The organism is Falsihalocynthiibacter sp. BN13B15 (genome assembly GCF_041205415.1).
GTDB classification, from domain to species: Bacteria; Pseudomonadota; Alphaproteobacteria; order Rhodobacterales; family Rhodobacteraceae; genus Falsihalocynthiibacter; species Falsihalocynthiibacter arcticus.
This window is the reverse complement of record NZ_JBGFCE010000015.1, coordinates 20,611-41,374: the sequence shown is the minus strand read 5'-3', so window position 1 is coordinate 41,374 and position 20,764 is coordinate 20,611. Positions and strand designations below refer to the sequence as shown.

23 protein-coding genes are annotated in these 20,764 nt (G+C 50.2%); 4 read left to right on the top strand and 19 right to left on the bottom strand.

Going from position 1 to position 20,764, the window contains the following annotated elements; all coding sequences use genetic code 11:
* Nucleotides 1–237 precede the first annotated feature (237 nt).
* Nucleotides 238–912 carry a GntR family transcriptional regulator gene (locus AB9F26_RS19105; RefSeq protein ID WP_335586454.1) on the top strand — a complete coding sequence of 225 codons (675 nt, stop codon included), beginning with the start codon at nt 238–240 and terminating at the stop codon, nt 910–912.
* A gap of 520 nt (nt 913–1,432) precedes the next feature.
* Nucleotides 1,433–1,591 carry a hypothetical protein gene (locus tag AB9F26_RS19100; protein ID WP_335586453.1) on the top strand — a complete coding sequence of 53 codons (159 nt, stop codon included), beginning with the start codon at nt 1,433–1,435 and terminating at the stop codon, nt 1,589–1,591.
* 31 nt (nt 1,592–1,622) lie between these two features.
* Here the strand turns inward: AB9F26_RS19100 and AB9F26_RS19095 are convergent, their stop codons facing one another.
* The 12 genes from AB9F26_RS19095 to AB9F26_RS19040 form a co-directional block, all read right to left on the bottom strand.
* Nucleotides 1,623–2,321, bottom strand: coding sequence for an IS6 family transposase (locus AB9F26_RS19095; RefSeq protein WP_369768760.1), 699 nt, complete (start codon nt 2,319–2,321; stop codon nt 1,623–1,625).
* Nucleotides 2,322–2,330: 9 nt separating this feature from the next.
* Entirely contained in the window at nt 2,331–2,975 is a 645-nt protein-coding gene (locus AB9F26_RS19090) for an IS6 family transposase (protein ID WP_369768759.1), read from the bottom strand.
* A 71-nt stretch (nt 2,976–3,046) separates the two neighbouring features.
* Complete coding sequence (locus AB9F26_RS19085; protein WP_369768758.1) at nt 3,047–3,313, bottom strand: DUF1127 domain-containing protein; 267 nt, start codon at nt 3,311–3,313, stop codon at nt 3,047–3,049.
* 59 nt (nt 3,314–3,372) lie between these two features.
* Entirely contained in the window at nt 3,373–3,618 is a 246-nt protein-coding gene (locus tag AB9F26_RS19080) for a DUF1127 domain-containing protein (protein ID WP_369756701.1), read from the bottom strand.
* Between the two features lie 534 nt (nt 3,619–4,152).
* Nucleotides 4,153–4,869 carry an IS6 family transposase gene (locus AB9F26_RS19075; RefSeq protein WP_369757976.1) on the bottom strand — a complete coding sequence of 239 codons (717 nt, stop codon included), beginning with the start codon at nt 4,867–4,869 and terminating at the stop codon, nt 4,153–4,155.
* A 59-nt stretch (nt 4,870–4,928) separates the two neighbouring features.
* The gene (locus AB9F26_RS19070; RefSeq protein ID WP_369768756.1) at nt 4,929–6,551 is read right to left on the bottom strand and encodes a dihydroxyacetone kinase subunit DhaK; all 1,623 of its coding nucleotides are present in this window, start codon (nt 6,549–6,551) and stop codon (nt 4,929–4,931) included.
* An 11-nt stretch (nt 6,552–6,562) separates the two neighbouring features.
* The gene (locus AB9F26_RS19065; RefSeq protein WP_369756704.1) at nt 6,563–7,558 is read right to left on the bottom strand and encodes an ABC transporter ATP-binding protein; all 996 of its coding nucleotides are present in this window, start codon (nt 7,556–7,558) and stop codon (nt 6,563–6,565) included.
* A complete protein-coding gene (locus AB9F26_RS19060) occupies nt 7,551–8,648 on the bottom strand; it encodes an ABC transporter ATP-binding protein (protein WP_369768755.1) in 1,098 nt (365 codons plus the stop codon). Before AB9F26_RS19060 ends, AB9F26_RS19065 begins: the two co-directional genes overlap by 8 nt.
* A 3-nt stretch (nt 8,649–8,651) precedes the next feature.
* On the bottom strand, nt 8,652–8,840 hold the full coding sequence (locus AB9F26_RS19055; protein ID WP_369756706.1) for a hypothetical protein: 189 nt from the start codon (nt 8,838–8,840) through the stop codon (nt 8,652–8,654).
* Entirely contained in the window at nt 8,837–9,775 is a 939-nt protein-coding gene (locus tag AB9F26_RS19050) for a carbohydrate ABC transporter permease (protein WP_369768753.1), read from the bottom strand. The genes AB9F26_RS19055 and AB9F26_RS19050 overlap by 4 nt, the downstream gene beginning before the upstream one ends.
* Nucleotides 9,772–10,719, bottom strand: coding sequence for a carbohydrate ABC transporter permease (locus AB9F26_RS19045; protein WP_369757978.1), 948 nt, complete (start codon nt 10,717–10,719; stop codon nt 9,772–9,774). Before AB9F26_RS19045 ends, AB9F26_RS19050 begins: the two co-directional genes overlap by 4 nt.
* A 163-nt stretch (nt 10,720–10,882) precedes the next feature.
* Nucleotides 10,883–12,202 carry an ABC transporter substrate-binding protein gene (locus AB9F26_RS19040; RefSeq protein ID WP_369757979.1) on the bottom strand — a complete coding sequence of 440 codons (1,320 nt, stop codon included), beginning with the start codon at nt 12,200–12,202 and terminating at the stop codon, nt 10,883–10,885.
* A 183-nt stretch (nt 12,203–12,385) separates the two neighbouring features.
* Here AB9F26_RS19040 and AB9F26_RS19035 point away from each other — a divergent pair, with 183 nt between their 5' ends.
* Nucleotides 12,386–13,408 (top strand): LacI family DNA-binding transcriptional regulator, encoded by a 1,023-nt coding sequence (locus AB9F26_RS19035; protein WP_369757980.1) that lies wholly within the window; start codon nt 12,386–12,388, stop codon nt 13,406–13,408.
* Nucleotides 13,409–13,634: 226 nt separating this feature from the next.
* Here the strand turns inward: AB9F26_RS19035 and AB9F26_RS19030 are convergent, their stop codons facing one another.
* The 7 genes from AB9F26_RS19030 to AB9F26_RS19000 form a co-directional block, all read right to left on the bottom strand.
* On the bottom strand, nt 13,635–14,519 hold the full coding sequence (locus AB9F26_RS19030; protein WP_369768751.1) for a polysaccharide deacetylase family protein: 885 nt from the start codon (nt 14,517–14,519) through the stop codon (nt 13,635–13,637).
* Between the two features lie 3 nt (nt 14,520–14,522).
* Complete coding sequence (locus AB9F26_RS19025; protein WP_335586760.1) at nt 14,523–14,948, bottom strand: nuclear transport factor 2 family protein; 426 nt, start codon at nt 14,946–14,948, stop codon at nt 14,523–14,525.
* Nucleotides 14,949–15,051: 103 nt separating this feature from the next.
* Nucleotides 15,052–15,690, bottom strand: coding sequence for an aspartate/glutamate racemase family protein (locus tag AB9F26_RS19020; protein ID WP_335586759.1), 639 nt, complete (start codon nt 15,688–15,690; stop codon nt 15,052–15,054).
* Nucleotides 15,687–16,526 carry an ABC transporter permease gene (locus AB9F26_RS19015; RefSeq protein WP_335586758.1) on the bottom strand — a complete coding sequence of 280 codons (840 nt, stop codon included), beginning with the start codon at nt 16,524–16,526 and terminating at the stop codon, nt 15,687–15,689. Before AB9F26_RS19015 ends, AB9F26_RS19020 begins: the two co-directional genes overlap by 4 nt.
* Nucleotides 16,527–17,390: an ABC transporter permease gene (locus AB9F26_RS19010; protein ID WP_335586757.1), complete on the bottom strand. Its 864-nt coding sequence runs from the start codon at nt 17,388–17,390 to the stop codon at nt 16,527–16,529. It abuts the gene before it with no gap.
* A gap of 60 nt (nt 17,391–17,450) precedes the next feature.
* Nucleotides 17,451–18,737 carry a PotD/PotF family extracellular solute-binding protein gene (locus tag AB9F26_RS19005; RefSeq protein ID WP_335586756.1) on the bottom strand — a complete coding sequence of 429 codons (1,287 nt, stop codon included), beginning with the start codon at nt 18,735–18,737 and terminating at the stop codon, nt 17,451–17,453.
* Nucleotides 18,738–18,767: 30 nt separating this feature from the next.
* Nucleotides 18,768–19,754 (bottom strand): ABC transporter ATP-binding protein, encoded by a 987-nt coding sequence (locus AB9F26_RS19000; RefSeq protein ID WP_369768750.1) that lies wholly within the window; start codon nt 19,752–19,754, stop codon nt 18,768–18,770.
* Nucleotides 19,755–20,000: 246 nt separating this feature from the next.
* Between AB9F26_RS19000 and AB9F26_RS18995 the strand changes: the two genes are divergently transcribed.
* Entirely contained in the window at nt 20,001–20,708 is a 708-nt protein-coding gene (locus tag AB9F26_RS18995) for a GntR family transcriptional regulator (protein ID WP_335586754.1), read from the top strand.
* Nucleotides 20,709–20,764: the final 56 nt, after the last annotated feature.

Genomic DNA, 20,764 nt, shown 5'->3' with positions numbered 1-20,764 from the left:
AATGTCCAGCAACACGTTTAAGCCCTTCTTGAGCCACACTTTTGTTAACAATTCAAATTATTTTTGCGCACAATATTTACACACCAGTGGTAAAATCGGAAGCAATCCATATTTTTTAACATATATATCAAAAAGGTAACGCACACTCCCCCTAGGTTCTTTATTTAGCGAGTAGCATTGCAAATACCTTGAATGCTGCATAATATTTGAACACTTTGAATTAACGTCAGGCGAGGTATGGCACGGCTTAACGATCACGAAAGCGAAGTTTACGATCGGATTCGCGCCGCAATCAGCGCACGCCAACTTCTGCCCGGTCAGAGGCTGCGGGAGGTTGAACTCTGTCGCATTTTTGGGACAACGCGGGGCACAGTTCGCAAAATCTTCGCGCGACTGGCCTTTGACGGGCTTGTTGATCATCAACCCAATCGCGGCGCGTCGGTCGCAAAACCCTCGACCAAAGAAGCCACCGACATGTTTATCGCGCGCCGTTGTATCGAGACGACAATCGCCCGCGAAGCTGCCTTGCGACTAAAACCCGAGGACATCACCCGTCTTCGGACTCATATAGAACGCGAAAAAGTGGCGCTAGAGAAGGGCGACAAAGATCGCCTCATTGCCCTTTCGGGCGAGTTCCATGTTCTACTTGCTGGCGTCGCGGAGAATTCTGTTCTGAAACGCTACTTGATCGACCTCATCGCGCGGGAGTCGTTGATCATCCAACTTTTCGAGAAACCCGGAGTGAAATGCTGCTCGCACGAAGAGCATTCCGAGATTCTCGACGCCCTGATCTCCTCCGATTTGGACCTACTGGATAAATTGATCTCGGACCATATAGACGGCATAGCCGCCAGCCTCGATCTGCTCCAACTCGACGCATCGCGGCCAAGCTTGTATGACGTTTTCTCCTAACGAAAATCGCACGCAAAAACCCCGCTTCGTGCGCCGAAAATTAAGGTCATTCAGTAAGTCCAGACCATTGGTCCCCCAAGTTTTTCGAAATTTTACGTAAATTTTACTTATAAGTATAAAGCCCGCGGGTGCAGTCAGACAAATTCGAACTCGTCTCAGCTGGGCCAGTAAGGCAGCCCTTTACCTTTTGTGGCATGGCTGACGGGAGTGCCTCGGCCTAATGGCCCCTACAGCGTAGCACTTCACCTTTTCGTAGAGTCTGTACAAAATAATGGTGCACAATTTGGTACACAATTTAGTGCACATATCGCAGATTGCAGCCTGCACCGCAAACATGTAATGCATTGAAATAAATATAGATTTAACAAAACTGAAAAACTTTTCGACGGACTGTCTCTCCGCCAAAATCTGGCGATAAGTATTTAAAAATGCTGCAAAAAATGTATCCGCGCGCCATTCAGCCCCACATCTAGCCCCACATAATCTTTTGATGGAATTTTCCTGTTGACGGAGCGTGGTTATGAAGCTCCTATATTTGTCAACACGGGTGTTCCAATATTTTTGGCCTGCAAAGATGCGTGAAGATTTCTCGGACGATGTAGCGTTTCAAGCAGCGGATGATCTCACTTTTGCTTTTGCCGTCTTTGGTGCGTTTTCGGGTGTTGTCAAACAAACTTGAGCACGCCGCAAAAGGCACATCAAGTCAATCATCATGCGGCACAGAAATTGAACCACTCGGTGAGAGCAGTTGCACGTTTTCGTTTGAAGGATTGCCTGCTTTCTAGATGCCTTTGGTGGTTGAAGTGGTTATAGATTTCGCTGTGATAACTGACAAATTTCTGAAGTGTCGCAACCGTCTTGAAACGCTGCATCGCTCGTTCTCTACGTCGAAATGGTAAGTGCGAATTCTCGCATCTGTTGTTGGATCGGCCGCCGCATAATTGTTTATCGGCAACGCCAATCTCACGAAAGGCTGCTCCATAGGACGGTATTTTATCCGTTGTGATAATCTTAGGCACACCATGCTTTTTCATCGTCTTTATGATAAATTTCTTCGCCGCAGCCTTGTTGCGCCGCTTTGTAACTAAGCATTCAAGAACCTCACCTTCATGATCAACGGCACGCCAAAGGTAAAATATCTCACCATCTATTTTCACAAAAACCTCGTCCAAGTGCCATTGCCAATTTGAGTGGTGCCCCACCCTCTTCTGCCGGATCTCCTTAGCAAATTTTGCACCAAATCTGTTGACCCAAAACCGCACTGTTTCGTTGCAAATATCAATCCCGCTCTCATGCAGGATATCTTCAACCTGGCGAAAACTGAGCGGGTAGCGGATATAATACATCACAGCGAGACGGATGATTTCAGGACTCGTTTTGAAATACTTGAATGGGTTTTGTGTTGTCATTCACCAAAATTAAGGATCAACAGTTGGGGCGTCAAGTTTGTCTGGCAACACCGACGAATGAATGGCGACGAATTTCTGCAAGGTTCGCGTTCGTCGGAAGCGCAACATTGCCCGTTCTCGTCGTCGAAAAGGTTGGTGTGAATTCTCGGCCCGATTGTTCAGCCAGCGGTCAGTTTCTTGTCGATGAGCGTTGCCGATGACCTTCATCGCGGCGCCGTAAGACCGCAGTAGATCAGTCACGATGACATGTGGTGGACCAAAGCGCTTCATTGTTTTTCTGAGGAATTTCAACGCCGCTTTGCGATCCCGGCGCTTGGTGACATAACTTTCAAGCACCTCGCCCTCGTGATCCACGGCCCTCCAGAGATAGTGGGTTTCACCGTTGATTTTTACGAACACTTCGTCCAAATGCCATTGCCAATTCGAATGAGCTCGAAGGTGCTGAACCCGTTTTCTTCGGATCTCAGCCGCGAACAACGGGCCGAACCGGTTCCACCAAAACCGCACAGTCTCATGGCTAATTTCGATCCCGCGCTCATGCAACAAATCCTCCACATTCCGGAGTGACAGAGGGTACCGAACGTAAAGCATCACTGCCAGGCGGATGATCTGCGGGCTCGTCTTGAAGTACTTGAATGGGTCGCGTTTTGTCATCCTGCGACGCTAGGCGTTCACCCTGCCCGCCTCAACCGGTTTTCTTCTGACAGTGCCGCGCAATCCATTGTTTAAAGTCCGTCGTATTCGTATGTGGCCAGGAATTTCGCATGACGCTTAATATCGCTTCGTGTGATCCCAATTTGCGCCAGTTCTTCGTCTGACATTGCGCGGAGGACGGATTCCATTCTTCCAATCTGTAGATTGGCCACGAACCTCGCCAGGCCATAGTATACTGTGGATGCGCAACCTGCGAAGAACGAAGCGAAACCGCCTGCAGCGTGTCGCAGTTGCGGCCAGAAGTTCGGAATGCCTGCGGTGCTCACGTTGTTTTTCATTGGGTTAGTCCTTTTTCGGTTTTAGAGTGCCAGCTTGGAATTACCCAAGTGAGACACGCCTATGACTGCCGGTTTACCGCCCGCGAACGCGTATGGCCGTATGCGGCCTCGTATGCAATTTCCTTGATCGACAGCCGAGAGATGCCGATGTCGGCAAGCTCGCGGTCGGACGAGCATTGAAGTTCGCGCAGTGTCCGAACGTACACACTGTGCTGCGCACGGCGCACTGCTGCTGCTTTTCTGCTGGCTTCAAGCCAGTCGCGAAGCCGAATTCCGGAATGAAAAAGGTCTGCTGTATGGGTCATCTCTCATGCTCCTGTACTCAGTGGTGCGTTTGGTGCGCTGTTGGTAGCGCTATCGTCACCGTTCAATTGGAAGGTAGTGAAATGCTGCGCATGCACAATAACTCATTACAACATGCTGCTATGCAGCAATAGCATAGGTGCGTGCGGCGCAAACTTAGGCGGTTTGCTAGTGAGGCAGGCAGTCGAAACCTTGGGCCGACGCCGTTGCTCGAAAATTGACAGCGGTTGCCGAAAATCTGGGCGTGTAATGTATATCAGATCGATAAAGATCCAAAATTCGTCAACCCTTACGGAGATTTGTTTTGGCAACGGAGGTAGTTCGATCACACGGGTCACGATCTGAGAGGGCCCTTGAGTAAGCCATAGAGTGAGGCCTTTACTGAAATCGTACTGTTGCTCGTGAAAACGCAGAACTCCAAATACCCCACCGGCAGGTCGCCCTCGCTTCCTACGGCTAAAATCCTCCCCCCAACTGGGGACGATGGTTAAAGACAAATTCGAACACGTCTCAGCGGGGCCAGTACTGCTGCCCTTTTATGCCGCACAAAGTCCCCGCCACTCGGCGAGAGCGGCGGCGCGCGCAAGCTTGAAATGGTCTCTTTGGGAAAGGCTGCGACCCTGATTGAAGTTGTTACAAACGGAAGCATGTACGGCTACGAATTTCTGCAAACTTCGCATACGACGAAAGCGGTGCATGGCACGTTCTCGTCGTCGAAAAGGTAGGTGTGAATTCTTGGCTCGGTTATTCTTCCAACGCCCCGTTTCCTGTCTACTGGCATTTCCGATGACCTTCATCGCGGCACCATAGGAACGTAACTTGTCAATGACGATGACTTTCGGTTGGCCGTACCGTTTCATCACTTTCTTCATGAATTTAAGGACCGCAGCCCTATCTCGACGTTTGCTCACATAACTTTCCAACACCTCACCTTCGTGGTCGACAGCCCGCCAAAGATAATGTCGCTCACCGTTAATCTTGACCAAAACTTCGTCCAAGTGCCATTGCCAGTTTGAATAAGAGCGTAGTTGTTGGACCCGCCGACAGCGGATTTCTGTAGCGAACATGGGACCGAAACGGTTCCACCAAAACCGAACTGTTTCGTGGCTCACATCGATCCCTCGTTCGTGGAGTAAATCTTCCACGTTTCGAAGTGAGAGTGGAAATCTGACGTACAACATCACCGCAAGACGGATAATCTCAGGGCTCGTTTTGAAATAGCGAAAAGGAGAGCGTTTTTTTTCATGACACAACGCTAATTGGTAGCCCTGCCCTTCTCAAGCCAGTTTCCTCTGACACCGCCTGTTAGAGACTAGGGGGCGTTCAAATGCTCAAACAGTCGCGCCACAGCTTCTGCGCCGGGATCTATATGACCTTGTAGCTGTTCGGCATTAATGTAAGCCGCGCGTCCTGCCTTTGCTTTCACAATCGTCGATGTGTGAATTGCCCCTTTGCGGGCGGCTTCAGCCGCTGGTGCAATACCGACTGAAAGCGCGTCCAAAGCTGGCTTAAGCGCATCGACCATTGTCCGGTCACCCACTTGTGCCCCCCCGATATGCTGCATCCGTTTAAGTCCCTCTTTCAAAGCCTCAACCATGGGCAATCCGCTCGAAACGGCATCGCCCGCCGCTGTAAAGAAAATTGCGAGTAGCACTCCCGACGAGCCGCCCATCGTTTGACTGAGTTCTTGTCCGATTGCCCGATAAAGCTGTGTGTGATCGGCAAGTGGCAGACGATCTAGAGCTCCAATGAGTGCGCGAGCGGCTCCCGAAAGTGTGGACCCTGTGTCGCCATCTCCAGATTTTGCATCCAGTGCGTTCAGATCGGCCTCGGCTGAAATCAGTGTCTCACAACACTTTGTTAAAAATTCGGCTGTTTCATCGTGCTTGGAGGGAACCGGTTGGATCGGCGTTAGACCATCCGGCAATTCGATCAAAGGAATTTGCTTCAATTCCATACATCCGGGCCACGCGGCAGGGGTGCAAGGAGCCTTCAACAATTCTTCCTCCTCAGGACTAACCGGATAGACGGAAACCGAGAACCCGCGCATGTCTAGAGAAGTCATCATTGACGCCGGGCCCACGATAAACTTCAGTTTTTTGGAAATTGAGCAATTCGCTAATTCATTTGCCAGAACCGACATCTCAAGAACAGAAGAACCACCTAGATTGTTAAGCAAAACCACATGGGGTTTGTTCTCCAAAAGGGGTGCTAACTTTTCGATAATTGCGGCAACGGATTGCTTAGCATCAACGTATGAAATTTGTTCAACACCCGCTTCTCCGTGGATACCCAGACCCAATTCAACCTTACCCAATGGAATTCGATCTTCTTTTGGGGAGCCTGGAACAGTGCATGTGTCTAACGACATTCCGAGCGATTTAGTGCCTGCAACCACGCGTTCGGCCGCTTTAGTTATAATCTCCAAAGGCTGACCTGATTCGGCCAACGCACCAGCAATTTTGTGGACAAACAGCGTCCCTGCCACACCACGGGGCTGCGCCAAATCCGGTAGTGCAATATCATCATCGACGATGACCATATTCACTTTGAGGCCAAATGCGCGGGCTCTTTCTGCTGCTAATCCGAAGTTTAAGCGATCACCAGTGTAGTTTTTGACAATAAGTAGACAGCCCGCGGGGCCCGTCACGGCGAGTATTCCTGCGAGCACAGCATCAACTGAGGGTGATGCAAAAACGTCGCCACAGACCGCCGCCGTAAGCATCCCCCGTCCTACAAATCCTGCATGCGCTGGTTCATGCCCTGAGCCGCCCCCCGAAACCAATGCGACCTTTGATTTTCCCCAGTCGTTCCGAATAACAACCCGAATATGTGGATACCCATCCAACCGTGCTAAAGCACCGCCAGAACTCCGGATCACACCGTCGATCGCATCCGTGACCGCGTTTTCCCTTTGGTTGATAAATTGAGCCATGGTTTTCTCCCTCAAGCAACCCGAGCGCCATTGGCGTCGAAGTAAAATGGTTTGTTAGGGCTAATTTTTACAATATCGCCATTCTTTAAGTCTGTGTGAGCATCGGTTACCGTGATCAGCGCGTGGTTCTTGAATGCCAGATGCAATCGCGTCTGATCACCTAAGTGTTCAACCCGCTGAACGAAGCTTTCTTCGCCATCGCCTTGCGTGATCTGCTCTGGGCGCAAGCCAATCGTCACTGCATTTTCCGGAGCGCCACCGAAGACATCGGCTGGCAACACATTGATCCGAGGCTGGCCCAAACGACTGGCCGCATATACGCTCACTGGGTTCTCGTAAATTTCTCTTGGTGATCCGAACTGCACCAACTTTCCCGCATCCAATACGCCAACATGGGTGGCCATGGTCATCGCTTCGATTTGGTCATGTGTCACATATAAAAAAGTCGCTCCAGAATTTGCCTGAATGCTCTTCAACTCAATACGTAAATCTGACCTTAACTTTGCATCCAACGAACTGAGTGGTTCATCCATCAAGTAGACCGAAGGATTTCGGACAAGAGCGCGGCCAATCGAAACCCGCTGCATCTCTCCGCCGGACAAGGCCGTTGCTTTGTTGTCTAGCTTGTGAGAAATCTGCAAAACTTCCGCCACTTCTCCGACCTTGCGGTCAATCTCCTCGGCCGTGAGGTTCATGAGAGGCGACTTCAGAGGAAACGCCAAGTTCTGTTTGACGGTAAGATGAGGATACAACGAGTATTGTTGAAAGACCATTGCCACATCGCGTTGCGCGGGCGTCAAGCCAGTCATCGAATGGCCTCCAATACTGATGAATCCACTGTCTGGCGCATCAAGCCCTGAAACCATACGAAGTGTCGTCGTTTTTCCTGCACCCGTTGGCCCCAGTAAAACGACGAACGATCCATCTGGAACCGTCATATCGACGTTGTCTAATGCGACATCATCCCCGAAACTCTTTGATACATTCGTGAGTTGAACTTCAGCCATGATTCAGCACCTTTTCATTTGCCTGTGATTTGAGGGCACGGCCTGTTTCAGCATCAAAAATTGTGATTGTGCGCGCATCAAAATTCAGGCCGGTGGTTTGACCAACTGAGATTTTTTCAGTGCTGGCAACACGCGCTTTCACCATACCATTGGCTGTAGCGAGACTCACAATTTGTGTGGTCCCCAAATATTCGGTGGCCACAACGCGGCCTCTGTACTCAGCGTTGTCATTCAATTTTACATGCTCTGGACGCACGCCCAGTGTCAGGTTCCCCACGGCACCATCAATTTGCTTGGGTATTTGAAATAGTGTGTCGCCCAGAGAGACTTGATTGGCATTTGAGCCAACCATACCGCTAAAATCGAGAAAATTCATTGACGGTGATCCGAGGAATTGCGCGACAAATTTGGTAGCGGGCCAATCGTAGATTTGCTGGGGCACGCCAAATTGTTCCACGACTCCGTGATTCATAACAACGATTTTATCACCCATTTGCATGGCTTCCAATTGGTCGTGGGTCACATACACAGTCGTCGCATTCATGCGATCATGCAGCGCGCGCAACTCCTCTGACATATGTTCCCGAAACTCAGCGTCCAGAGCGCCCAGAGGCTCGTCCATGAAGAATGCTTTTGGATCGCGAACAATCGCCCGTCCAAGAGCAACCCGCTGACGGTCTCCGCCAGACAAGCCGCCCACCGGACGCTTTAGGATGTCGGTAATGCCGAGGATTTCTGCGACCTCTCCAACTTTCTTTTTAACGGCCGCTTTTGGCATGCCTTGCGATAACAGCGGGTAGCTTATGTTCTTGCCGACATTCATGTGCGGATACAAAGCAAACATCTGGAACACAAAGGCGATATCTCGTTGGCTGGCGGGTTTCATGCCCACCTCTTCACCGTCGATATAGATCTCGCCAGATGTAGGAAGTTCAAGACCAGCCATCATACGGAGCGTTGTCGTCTTGCCGCAACCAGACGGGCCAAGCAGCATGAAGAACTCACCGTCTTCGATGGTGAAGGTTGAGGATTTCACGGCGTTAAACGACCCGAAGTCTTTGCGCACGTGTTCAATACGTATTTGTGCCATGGGTTACTCCGGAAAATGACTGACGACGATGAACATCACCGTGCCGATAAGCGTGACAATGAAGGAGTACGTGAAGAGCCAGAGGTAAACCGGCTGCATCAACATCACGACCCCTACCGCGATTAAGATAGATGCGAGCATCTCCCAAGGTCCCCGACGGAACCCCATAAGTCCTTTGATGAAGTTGCTCATTTGCGAACTGCTCCGAATGTAATGCCACGCAACAAGTGCTTACGCAGAAGGATTGTGAAAATCATCACGGGGATCAGGAACACGGTGGCGCCAGCGGCGACAGCAGGCCAGTCTTTACCACTCACCCCGATAATAGTTGGGATAAAGGGCGGTGCCGTTTGGGCGGTACCGGACGTTAACAAGACCGCAAAAGCGTATTCGTTCCATGCGAAGATCAGGCAAAAGATCGCTGTCGATGCAATGCCCGTTGCCGCTTGTGGAAGAACCACTTTGTAAAAAGCTTGAAACCGAGTGTATCCGTCAATCAGCGCAGCTTCCTCATATTCGATCGGAATCTCATCGATAAACCCCTTGAGAAGCCAAACAGAGAGCGACAGGTTCACTGCCGTATAGAGCAGGATCATTCCAAGGTGCGTGTCATTTAAGCCAAGATTACGGAACATCAGAAAGATCGGAATAGCGACGGCGATTGGCGGCATCATCCGTGTTGATAGGATGAAGAACAGCAAATCATCCTTGAACGGGACCCTAAAGCGGCTGAATGCATAGGCTGCAGCCGTTCCGAGGATCATACATAGGGCGGTAGACCCAAACCCAATAATGACCGAATTCATAAACCGCTGTCCATAACGCGACGGTCCAGAGATTACTGCCCCCCGATCACGCGCAATTTGCTCGTACCAGTTTTTCGGTTCACCGGCCTCTTCCAACATACCTGCCGTAGCACGCGTACGTTCGGTGAATAAATTCACATACCCTTCCAGCGTTGGTTCAAAGAAAACCTTTGGTGGATAAGAAATTGAATCCGCCGGTGACTTAAAGCCTGTTGCAATGATCCAAAGCAGCGGCATGAGAGTGATAATGGCATAGCCAACGACCAATGCGCCCGCGAACCATTTCGTCCTCGAGGACGGTTCTGTTACAGAAAAACTCATCTGTCTTTTACCTTATTGAGCGCTTTCACGTAGATCGAAGCGAGGCCGAACACGGTGACAAACAGGATGACGGCATAAGCCGAGGAATAGCCGGTGCGCCATTTTTCAAAGGCCTCTCGTTTGAGGTCGATGGACGTCAGCGTCGTGACATTACCTGGACCACCGCCTGTGAGCTGCACCACAAGGTCGAACATTTTGAAGTTTTCGATCCCTCGGAACAAGACGGCCAACATGAGGAACGGCAGCACCATTGGAATGGTGATCGTCCAGAACTGGCGCCATTTGCTGGCGCGATCACATTCAGCCGCCTCATAGATGCTATCTGGGATGGATCGCAGTCCGGCCAAACAAATCAGCATAACAAAAGGCGTCCACATCCAAGTATCCGCTATGATGATAGACCAAGGGGCAAGATGCACGTCTCCGATCATTGAGAAACTCGCGGGGTCACCACCAGTGAAGAAAGTGACAACATAGTTGAACAGTCCAATTTGAGGTTGGTATAAAAACGTCCAGAAGTTACCGACGACAGCGGGTGACAACATCATGGGAAAAACAATGATCGTCGTCCACATATCGTTGCCCCTGAACTTTTTGTTGATCAAGAAGGCTAAGAAGAAGCCAATCAGGACCTGTAGAGCGATTGTCCAAAGCAAGAAGTGGGCCGTAGCTTGCATCGTGTTCCAGATGTCGCTGTCACTGAGAATGCGCTGGTAATTGCGCAACCCGACCCATTCAACGTCATTGTTAGGACGGTTCACGCGAAAGTTTGTGAAGCTGAGACGGATCGTCCAAATGAGCGGGAAAATATTGACCGCTAGAAGGAGGAAGATTGTGGGAGCGACAAAAATCCAGGCAATAGTGCGATCAGATAAGCCTCTTATCTTTCTCGCAACCGTATCAGGCGTGACCTGTGCCGCTCTTTCGATCGGTGAGTGTGTCATTTGAATATCATCCTTCATCGCGGCTTTCAGAGCCGTTTCATTCAGTTCTACCGCCGATGTGTGGTTTTAAGTAATGTTTCCCTAGCCAAGGACCTGTCAATGGCCCAAAGACGGATCTATGGCTAGGGAAGCGTCAGGCCAGAAGGCCCGACAGGGAGTTAACCTAGAGCTTACCTTCGTCTTCGAAGGTTTCGGTCCAGTCTTTGACAAGACCATCAAGTGCTTCTTGTGCTGAACCTTCGCCAGCGATGACGTAGTTGTGCAAGCGCGCCTGCATAGCCAGCAACAATTCAGCATATGCTGGTTCAGCCCAGAAGTCCTTCACGATAGCCATCGAGTCTAGGAACGTCTGCGCGTAGGGCTGACTATCCGCAAAACCTGGATCTTCAACAACTGCCTTCAAAGCAGAGTAGCCACCGAGCTCCCACCATTTCGCCTGAACTTCAGGCTGGGCGAACCATTGAATGTACTCAAGGGCTGCGTCTTGCCTATCAGAATACGCTACAACCGAAATCCCTTGGCCGCCCAGCTGAGCGAATTGACCTGCGGGACCAGCTGGATTCGGGAAATAACCGGACCGGCCGCCACCAACATTGGGATCAGCTTCTACACCGGGCCAAACGAAGGCAAAACCCATAGACATTGCAACCTGACCCGAACGATAAGCATCAATGTTTTCACCCATATACCAGTTTGAGGCGCCTGGAGGTGTTCCCACGTCGTATAGCTCTTTGTAGAATTCCAGCCCTTCAACGGCACCTGCAGAGTTCACAAAACCTTCAAGCTCATAAGGGGACTCTGGATTCTCGTATTGGAAACCATAATTGTAAAGCGCGTTAGTCGCACCCATTGTGATGCCTTCAGACCCACGTTCTGTGTAAAGCGCGGCTCCATAAACTGTGGTGCCGTCAATATCGCGCCCCTGAAAAAATTCAGCAATATCTTTTAACTGCTCAAGAGTGGCTGGAGCGTCAAGCTTGTAGCCATATTTCTCCATAAATTCGGCCTGAAGCTCTGGACGTTCAAACCAATCTTTGCGGTAGGACCACCCAACAACGTCACCAAATGCTGGCAGAGCGTAATAGTTTGGCGTGCCTTTTGGCCACTCAGAGTAGCCCGTCACGGTTGCGGGAATAAAATCATCCATCGTGATGCCGTTTGCATCAAAAAAGTCGTTCAGCTTGATGTAGTGCCCGTTCTCGGCACCGCCGCCGATCCATTGGCTGTCTCCGATCATGAGATCGCAAAGCTTTCCGCCAGAGTTCAGCTCATTGAGCATGCGGTCAGCGAAATTTGGCCAAGGCACAAATTCAAAATTCATTTCGTGGCCGGAAGCCTTCTCAAAATCTTTACTAAGCTCGATCAAAGAGTTTGCTGGATCCCATGCAGCCCAACAAAGGGTCAGATCCTCGGCAAACGCTGCTGACGACATTGTACCAGCGATGATTGCGGATACAGCCGTAGTGGTGAATTGCTTTCTCATTTTTGAATTTCCTCCCATTAGTGTGGTCGCAACCCCCTCGTCACGACTCAACGTCCACAATCCATAATGAGGTGCGCACCTCAAGTAAAGACATTTTTGAGGTCCGCACCTCAAAAAGCTTGATTATAGGGTAACACCACGCGTATATCTGCAAAGAATACTGAAATACGGAGCAAGTTCTTCATGCGACCAACAACCAAAGATCTTGCCGCTGAAGCGGGTGTCAGCCTTGCAACGGTTGATCGAGTATTGAATGCGAGGTCGGGTGTTAGAAAAAAGACCATCGACGCCGTCAACGAAGCGATCAAGCGTATAGGGTTTGAGCGAAACCAGTTGGCCGCGACACTTGCCAGAAAACGCGGATACAGGTTTGGTTTCGTATTACCAAAAGACGGTGATGAATTCCTCAAAGAAATTGTGGACCGAATAACAGAAATCAACGAAGCCTTCCGAGCGGAAATGATCGAGGTTAAGGTGCTTCGGGTGGATGAAAAAGATCCGCATAAAACGGCTAGGTCCCTGTCTCGGTTAAAACCTGAAGACTACGACGGTGTTGCAGTTATGGCCCCTGAATTCCCCCAAATTCGCGATGCTATACGACGCATGCGAGAGCGTAAAATTCAAACGATTCCATTCATATCGAACCAGAATAACGAAGAAAAAGGGGACTTTGTTGGCATTGATAACCGAGCAGCCGGTGCGACGGCTGGTCGTCTAATGGGGCGCTTTTTATCGGGAAAAAGCGGAGCAATCGCTGTTGTCACTGACACCATGCAGTCGCGTGATAGCCTAGAGCGTCGCCTGGGCTTTGATGCTGTGATCAACCGAGATTACGCGTCGTTCAAAGTTCTTCCTTCATTAGAAACGCACAGTGATCCAGCCCGCATTCATAATGTTATCGAAACAATTTTCACCGCGCATTCCGATCTCGTCGGCCTATACATCATGGGCTCAGAAGCCAGAGAAGTGCTCGAAGCTGCTCAGATATATGGACGGGGAAAAGGGCATCTTCAGATTGCACACGAACGGACCCCGTCGACAGTAAACGCCTTAATGAACGGTACATTGGATGCTGTGGTTACGCAGGATCCGGGACATCTGGTACGGAGCGCGGTACGCATCCTGCGTGCGAACTGCGAAAACCGAACAACCCTCGCATCACAAGAGAAAATCAGAATTGAAATTCTCTTGGCCGACAATCTTTAGGTGAAGCGGTGTTGTCAGACAAACTTGAGCACGCCCCAAAAGGCACATCAAGTCAATCATCATGCGGCACAGAAATTGAACCACTCCGTGAGAGCAGTTGCGCGTTTTGGTTGATGGATTGCCTGCTTTCGAGATGCCTTTGGTGGTTGAAGTGGTTATAGATTGGGCTGTGATAACTGCCGCTAAAAGTTGTGTGGTTCCCCTAAAGAGCCTGCCAACGACTGGATCAAGCGATGAGCGTTGGTATCTGCTGGCGACAATAGTCATGGATCTCTCCGCTTTTAGTCAGCCAAATTTGATCTCGTTGGGACGCAACATGGAGAAGTGCCCGTCGCAAATGTCGCAACCGAAACGGCTGGCCTACGAGGTATGGATGTAGAGCAATACCCATGACAAGGGGCTGATGTGTTGACTGTTCTAACATCTCATCAAAGTTATCAATGATCATATCGGCGAAATCGGACGCACTATCTTTACGCGCCACAATGGACGGGATGTCGTTGATTTCTTGCGGGTATGGAATCGACAAAAGGCGTCCGTTCGAGGTTTGCATCCAGACCGGCTGATCATCCATGGACCAGTTGAGCGTGTATCTATACCCCGCCTCCACCAACAGCTCCGGCGTATCGTGACTTTCGGAGATCCAAGGTGACAGCCAACCTTTAGGACATGTACCTTCGCCCTTTTTCAGTATCGCAGTGGCCTCTGAAATTAGCGCGGCCTCACCCTTGTGACCAAGAGTATTTTGACGTTCAGAATTCGTGCGCCCATGCCCGACGACCTCATCTCCACGCTCGCGAAACGCCGTCATGAGATCAGGCGCGTACCCATACATAGCGCTGTTCGCAATCACGGTGGCAGGCAAGTCCAACGCATTGAACATGTCAAGTATCCGCCAAGCACCGACGCGGTTTCCGTAATCACGCCACGCGTAATTCAGGACGGCAGGCTGAGGACCACCGGGCGCCAGTTCGGCACCAAGACCCTCTCCGAAAGCAAAATGTTCAAGGTTAAGCCCAATATAAACAGCAAGCCGTTTACCATCTCGCCAGCTATAGTCCGCGCGTTTGGGAATTGGGGAGTAAGAGTAGCGCCCGTGATCTTTCAACATTATTTAAAGTTCCGCTTCCGCGAGGCCAGCTTTGTGCAGCAATATTTCGGCGCTGTCATTCCAAACATTCGTGCTCACAATTTTTCCGTCGCGAACAACAAACTTGTCCATGTACCGATTGTTCTCAAACGATATTCCGTCTTTCCATTCACCAAAAAGATACCCCGTGTTGTAGACGTGGACGTCTCCCGTCTCCGCATCTAACGCTGCATCAGTACGCAAGAACCGCTTTTTAACCCATGCGTACCGTTTGGCATTAAAAGCAGTGCTTTCAACTGGCCCAGAAAAATTACGCCCTCCCGTGAAAACCAAATGAAAGTCATCGCTGACATAGGCCGCCGCCCCCTTGGGATCGGGTATCATCGAGCGCTCAAGGTAGTTTTCCACGATGGTTTTGGCAGCAGCTATTACATCAACTTTAATATCCATGTCGTCCTCCTTTTGAAATTTAGGGCACCAAGGGCTTTACCCCCGCAACGGTGCTGCCGGATAAATTTGAATATGCCTCTATTCGGGTAAATCGTCTTCTCGACTAAATGAGTATACGCGCTATTTTTGTTGCAGCGACGACTCCATCCACCAATCGGACTGGGCTATCTTCACCAAAAATCGCAGGGATTCCCACCATTCCCGCACATCCAAGAACCACGCTTTGAACACGGTCTTCGCTCACGGCGCGGTTAATTTCGGCAATAACCTTTGGGTTGGCCGTCTCAGGGTCGGTTTCCAAATCGAGCACAGGAACACCACTGGCGCGCACTTTTGCAAGGTGCCCCGTGAGGCCATAACTTTGTATATTGCTTTCAAGCACCGGCACCGACACATCTAGAGTTGTGACAACAGAAAACCGCTCCCCCGCAAGGGCGGCAAGGTGATACGCGGCTTGACCAATGCCAATGACCGGACAGGCAGCAATTTTGCGCGCTTGAGAGAGGCCGGTATCATCAAAACAACCGATGATAATTGCTTGCGCGCCCTTTGCCGCTGCCAAACGCACGAGTTTTAACAAGGGAGGAATGCTGTCTTCCCCGTCTTTCGGGCCTTGAATAGCGGGAGGTCCGTCATGCGACGTCCAGCCTTCAATTGCCACGTCTGGAGTTGCGGAACGCGCTATATCCACCATCGCGTCGGTCATGGTTTCAGTGCTGTTTGGGTTGATAATAACGATCATACCATTCCCTTACCCGCGTCGGTTCCTACTTTTGCGCGCCTCCGCTTACCAAGGAGCGCAAGACCAAGGAACACTCCAATGATGGCGAGCGAAAACACGGTTGTTAACGTGCCAAGCGCATAGAGAACTGGGGAGGTGACATTCGTTGTCATCCCGTAAATTTCCAACGGCAAAGTGTTGTAGCTCCCTGCGGTAAGCAAAGTCCGCGCGAACTCATCATAACTTAGCGTGAAGCCAAAGAGAGCCACGCCGATCAAAGACGGCGCGATAATCGGTAGCACCACGTGTTGGATCGTTTGCCACGGGGTTGCGCCCAGATCGCGCGCGGCTTCCTCATAACTCTTATCAAAGCGATTGAAGACTGCGAACATGATCAGCAGTCCAAACGGCAAGGTCCACGTGAGCTGCGATCCAAATCCAGACGTCGCCCAATGCACCGTTAAGCCGGATTGAGAAAACAGCAACCCGACCCCAAGCGAAATAAGGATAGACGGGATCACGAGGGATGTAATGATGAGGTAGAAGAGAATAGACGACCCGGGGAAGCGCTTGCGAAACGCCAGTCCTCCCATCACCGAAACAACCACAGTTGTCACCATAACCATCATCCCAAGGGCTATACTGCGGCGAAAACTACCCCAGATATCACCGACGGATTGTTGCTCAAAAAGATCTCGAAACCAATAAAGTGAAACCCCGCGCATTGGAAAAGTGAGACCACCGCCTTTACCCTGAAAGGACAAAATTCCTATGGTCATTGTTGGGCCGTAAAGGAACGCGAGAAACAGTATAAAAAACGCGGTCAACACGTAGAAAGAGCGGGAACGCGGTTCCATTTAGAGCTCCTTTCTGATGTCGACAAAGCGCAACATTATGCCAATCACTATGAGAACGGTGAGCAGCAGAACAATTGCGGTTGCCGATGCGGATGGATATTGCAGAAGCGAAATATCGTTTGAAATCAGACGGCCGACGTTGGCCGACTGGCTACCGGACATAAACCGGACTGTGATGAAATCTCCCATGACTAGGGTCACAACGAAGATCGTGCCGATCATAATACCAGGCTTGGTCAGAGGGAGGATGACGTTCCAAAGGATCTGCGCACCATTTGCGCCTCCGTCCCTCGCCGCCTCGATCAAAGACTTATCTATGCGCATCATCGTATTGAAAATTGGCACGACCATGAACAGGGTATAGAGGTGGATAAAGGCGAGGATCACGGCAAAGTCGCTAAACAATAACCAATCGACTGGCTCATCAATCACACCCCAAGACATGAGTGCCGAGTTTGCGATTCCATTTCGCCCGAGAAATGGAATCCAACTTATCATCCGAATAATATTGCTGGTCCAGAATGGAATTGTGCATATTAAAAACAAGGCGATTTGCCACGTAAGCGTTCGAATGTGGAAAGCCAGATAGTAGGCGACTGTAAATCCAATACTGAATGTGAAAATCCAGGTAATCAGCGCGTATTTAAAGGTGTTGAAGAATACGCGATATGTGACGGACGATCCAAATAGGAACTCATAATTTTCGAAGTCAAAAGCTGGAATAATTGAGAATTCGGTTGCGCGCCAAAAGCTAACGATGGCGATCATGATAATCGGAGCCACAAGAAATACCAGCAAGATGAGCACCAAGGGAGACACCATGAGCCATCCCGTTAAGGCCTTGCTTTCGCGTAATTTTAACATAATTTTCCAAATTTCGCAGAGATGGGTTGCGCAACGAAATTACCGCGCAACCCAGTTATTCTAGGCCGCGATGAACTCATTCCATTTGCGCACCATGTATTGGTTTTCGTCCATTACGGAGTTCCAACAAGCCACGGCACCCATCCGTTCTGTGAACGATCCGCCATCACGTGTGGCGCCTGCATCAGCCAATGTGTCTCCGAATGGCGATGTAATGATGTCGGTAGATTTTTTACCTTCGAACCAATAGCCCCACTCATTTTCAGACATAAATTGCTTGGAGGTTTCAGGAACAGCGGAGTAGTAACCTTGGCGCATCAAGAAGCCGCCAACCCAACCAGAGAGGTACCAGTTGATGTATTCGTAAGCTGCTTCCAACTCCAAGCCAGAAAGTGCTGCAGAAATCCCCAAACCACCGCCCCAGCTGCGGTAGCCTTCTTCGAGCGGTTGATAAACGCAATCAATGCCCTTGGATTTTACGGCTGTGATCGCCGGAGACCACATGGATTGAATAACGACCTCGCCAGACGCCATTAGATTTACACTCTCGTCAAACGATTTCCAAAAGGCGCGGAACTGGCCGTTTTTCTTGGCTTCCGTGAAGATAGCGAAAGTAAGGTCGATCTCTTCTTTGGTCATGTTGCCTTTGTCGGGGTATGTATATTCACCCATGGATTCCACAACCATCGCCATATCCATAATACCGATGGAGGAGATGTCGAGGATGGACGCCTTGCCCTTGAATTCAGGGTTGAGCAACTCAGACCAATTATTGATTGGACGATTGATCAAATCTGGGCGGATGCCAAGTGTGTCGGCATTGTAAATAGTAGGGATCAAAGTCATCCAACCGGATTCTTCTTGCACAAAATCGGTACCGTTTTGGCCGGAGGTAAAGCCAACGGTATGCGGCGCGGTTCCTTGGGCGATCACGCTTTCGGGTGTCAACTTACCCGAGCGGAACGTGCCAACGATCTTGTCGTAATTCGCAAGTTTTGACGTGTCCATGGCCTGCAAATTGCCGGCAGCCCAGACCTTTTTACAGATGAAATACTCGATATCTGCAATGTCAAAGCTGTTGGGCTGCGTCGCGGCGCGTTGAGTTACGCTGTCCGTATCAAGAGCTGTCATTTCAAGAGTGAAGCCGAGGTCTTCTTTGACCTTTGTGGCCACTTCATTGAGGTTGGAAACCCCTGTACCAAACTGACGTATTGTGACGTCTTTGATGTTTTGAGCCCAAACCATAGGTGCGCCCATTGTTGCGGCACCTGCGGCAATTGCTGTTGAGGCGGCGCCCTTTAGAAGGGTACGGCGGCTAAGGCCGGATCGTTTCGTGAAGTTTGTCATCTTGCTCTCCTAGTCAATAAAAATACTGTGTTAAGCTGTCAATTTATGTAGGTTGTTTTTGTCCCAAGTCAGACCAATTTGATCACCGGGGTTTTGCGGGTGCTCAAAGAAATCACCCTCGGCCACAAGAGCTGTAACTTCTTGATCTCCAGCAATTTTTGCCATGATAGACACGTGGGTACCTTGATACTCAACCGCCATCACATTGGCAGATAGAGTCCCCTTTTCGGCCGTTGTTACCGCAACTTCATCTGTGCGAATTGAATAGCGGCCTTCGGGAAGTGCGATAACGTTGTGTCCGCCGATAAACTGCGCAACAAAACTGGTTTTTGGGGCTTTAAATACTTCACGCGCGGGTCCGGCCTGCTCGATAACGGCGTTATTCATCACGACGATTTCATCCGCCAACGCCAGTGCTTCATCTTGGCCGTGGGTGACATGAACAAAGCTAATACCAAGTTCTTTTTGGAGCCTTTTTAACTCAGTGCGCATTCGAACTCGCAGGAAGGGGTCTAGTGCCGACAATGGCTCGTCTAGGAGCAAAGCCTGAGGCCGAGTGATCAAAGCCCGCGCTAGGGCGACGCGCTGTTGCTGGCCACCAGAAAGCTGATCAGGAAGTCGATCACTAAGCACACTGAGATCAACTAACTCAAGCATCTCACCGGCTTTTGTGCGACGTTCCTTAAGGTCGACGCCCTTCATTTTTAGACTAAAAGCGACATTATCCACGACACTCAAATGAGGAAAAAGAGCGTAGCTCTGGAACATCATAGCTGTGCCGCGTTTGGCTGGCGGCAAGCGCGAAATATCGCGCCCTGCAAGCAAAATTGAGCCTTCACTTATACTCTCATGTCCAGCGATCATACGAAGAGTCGAGGATTTCCCACAACCGGACGGACCAAGAAGGCATGTGTAACTGGAAGGTTTAAAATGATGGCTGATCGCATCAACAGCCACAGTTGGACCGTAACGTTTGGTAACCGATATCAACTCGAGATCTAGGACAGGCTTATTCATAATTCCCCCGTTGCGTTGACTTATTTGAAGACTGAGTCGCAGGTGAAATCAAACGTACCCGCACGCCAAAAGACCGAGGCGGTCCACTTTGCCCGATATTTGGTCAGTTTATCTGATATGCGCCCATTTTATGAACACAACTTGAATTAATTTTGTATACAATAACAATCCACTTCGCATTCAATGTGTGATTCTCTTGTCTACAGCCTGGAGGTCTGCCATGAGTTGAATTGAAGGAAACAAACTATGCTACCGACCTCAAAGACAACCTCAGCGGCTCCAGAAAAAAGAAGTTCTAGTGATCGCGTTGCAAAGGCGCTTGCCCTCGCAATTCATGAGCACCGTCTCGCTCCAGGAACAAAACTTGGGGAAGATGAGATTGGGGAGATTTACAACGTTTCTCGGACTGTGGTGCGCTCAGCATTACAATATTTAGCGCATATCCAGCTTGTTGAAATTCAACGTAACCGTGGTGCACATGTTGCAAAGCCGAGCTTGCGAGAAGCCCGCGAAATATTTGAAGCGCGGGAATTGTTAGAGCCTCGGACCGCGAGTTCTGCCGCCCTGAACGCAACTCGAGCAGATGTCGCAAAATTAAAAAAGCACATCACAGAGGAGCATGCAGCCCTGGATGCCGGAGACATTGGCCGCGCACTTTACCTATCTGGCCAATTCCATATTGAAATTGCACGGATTGCTGGTCAGGCGACCATTGCCGATTTCGTTGAAACTCTGATTGCAAGATCGTCGCTCATCATTGCGCTTTATTGGCGGCGACAAAGTGCGTTGTGCGAGAGCCACGCTCACAATGCCTTGGTTCAATCGATCCAAGATCATGAAGCCACGCGGGCCGAAGAGCTAATGCGAAGCCATTTAGTTGATCTTCATTCTGCGCTCGACCTGCGCGAAAGCCCCAAACAAATGAAAAAATTGCGGGATGTTCTAACACCATGAGATGTTCAGTCAGGCGAAGGCCGAACGCATCTCTGCTAGGCCATTATCACCGCCCT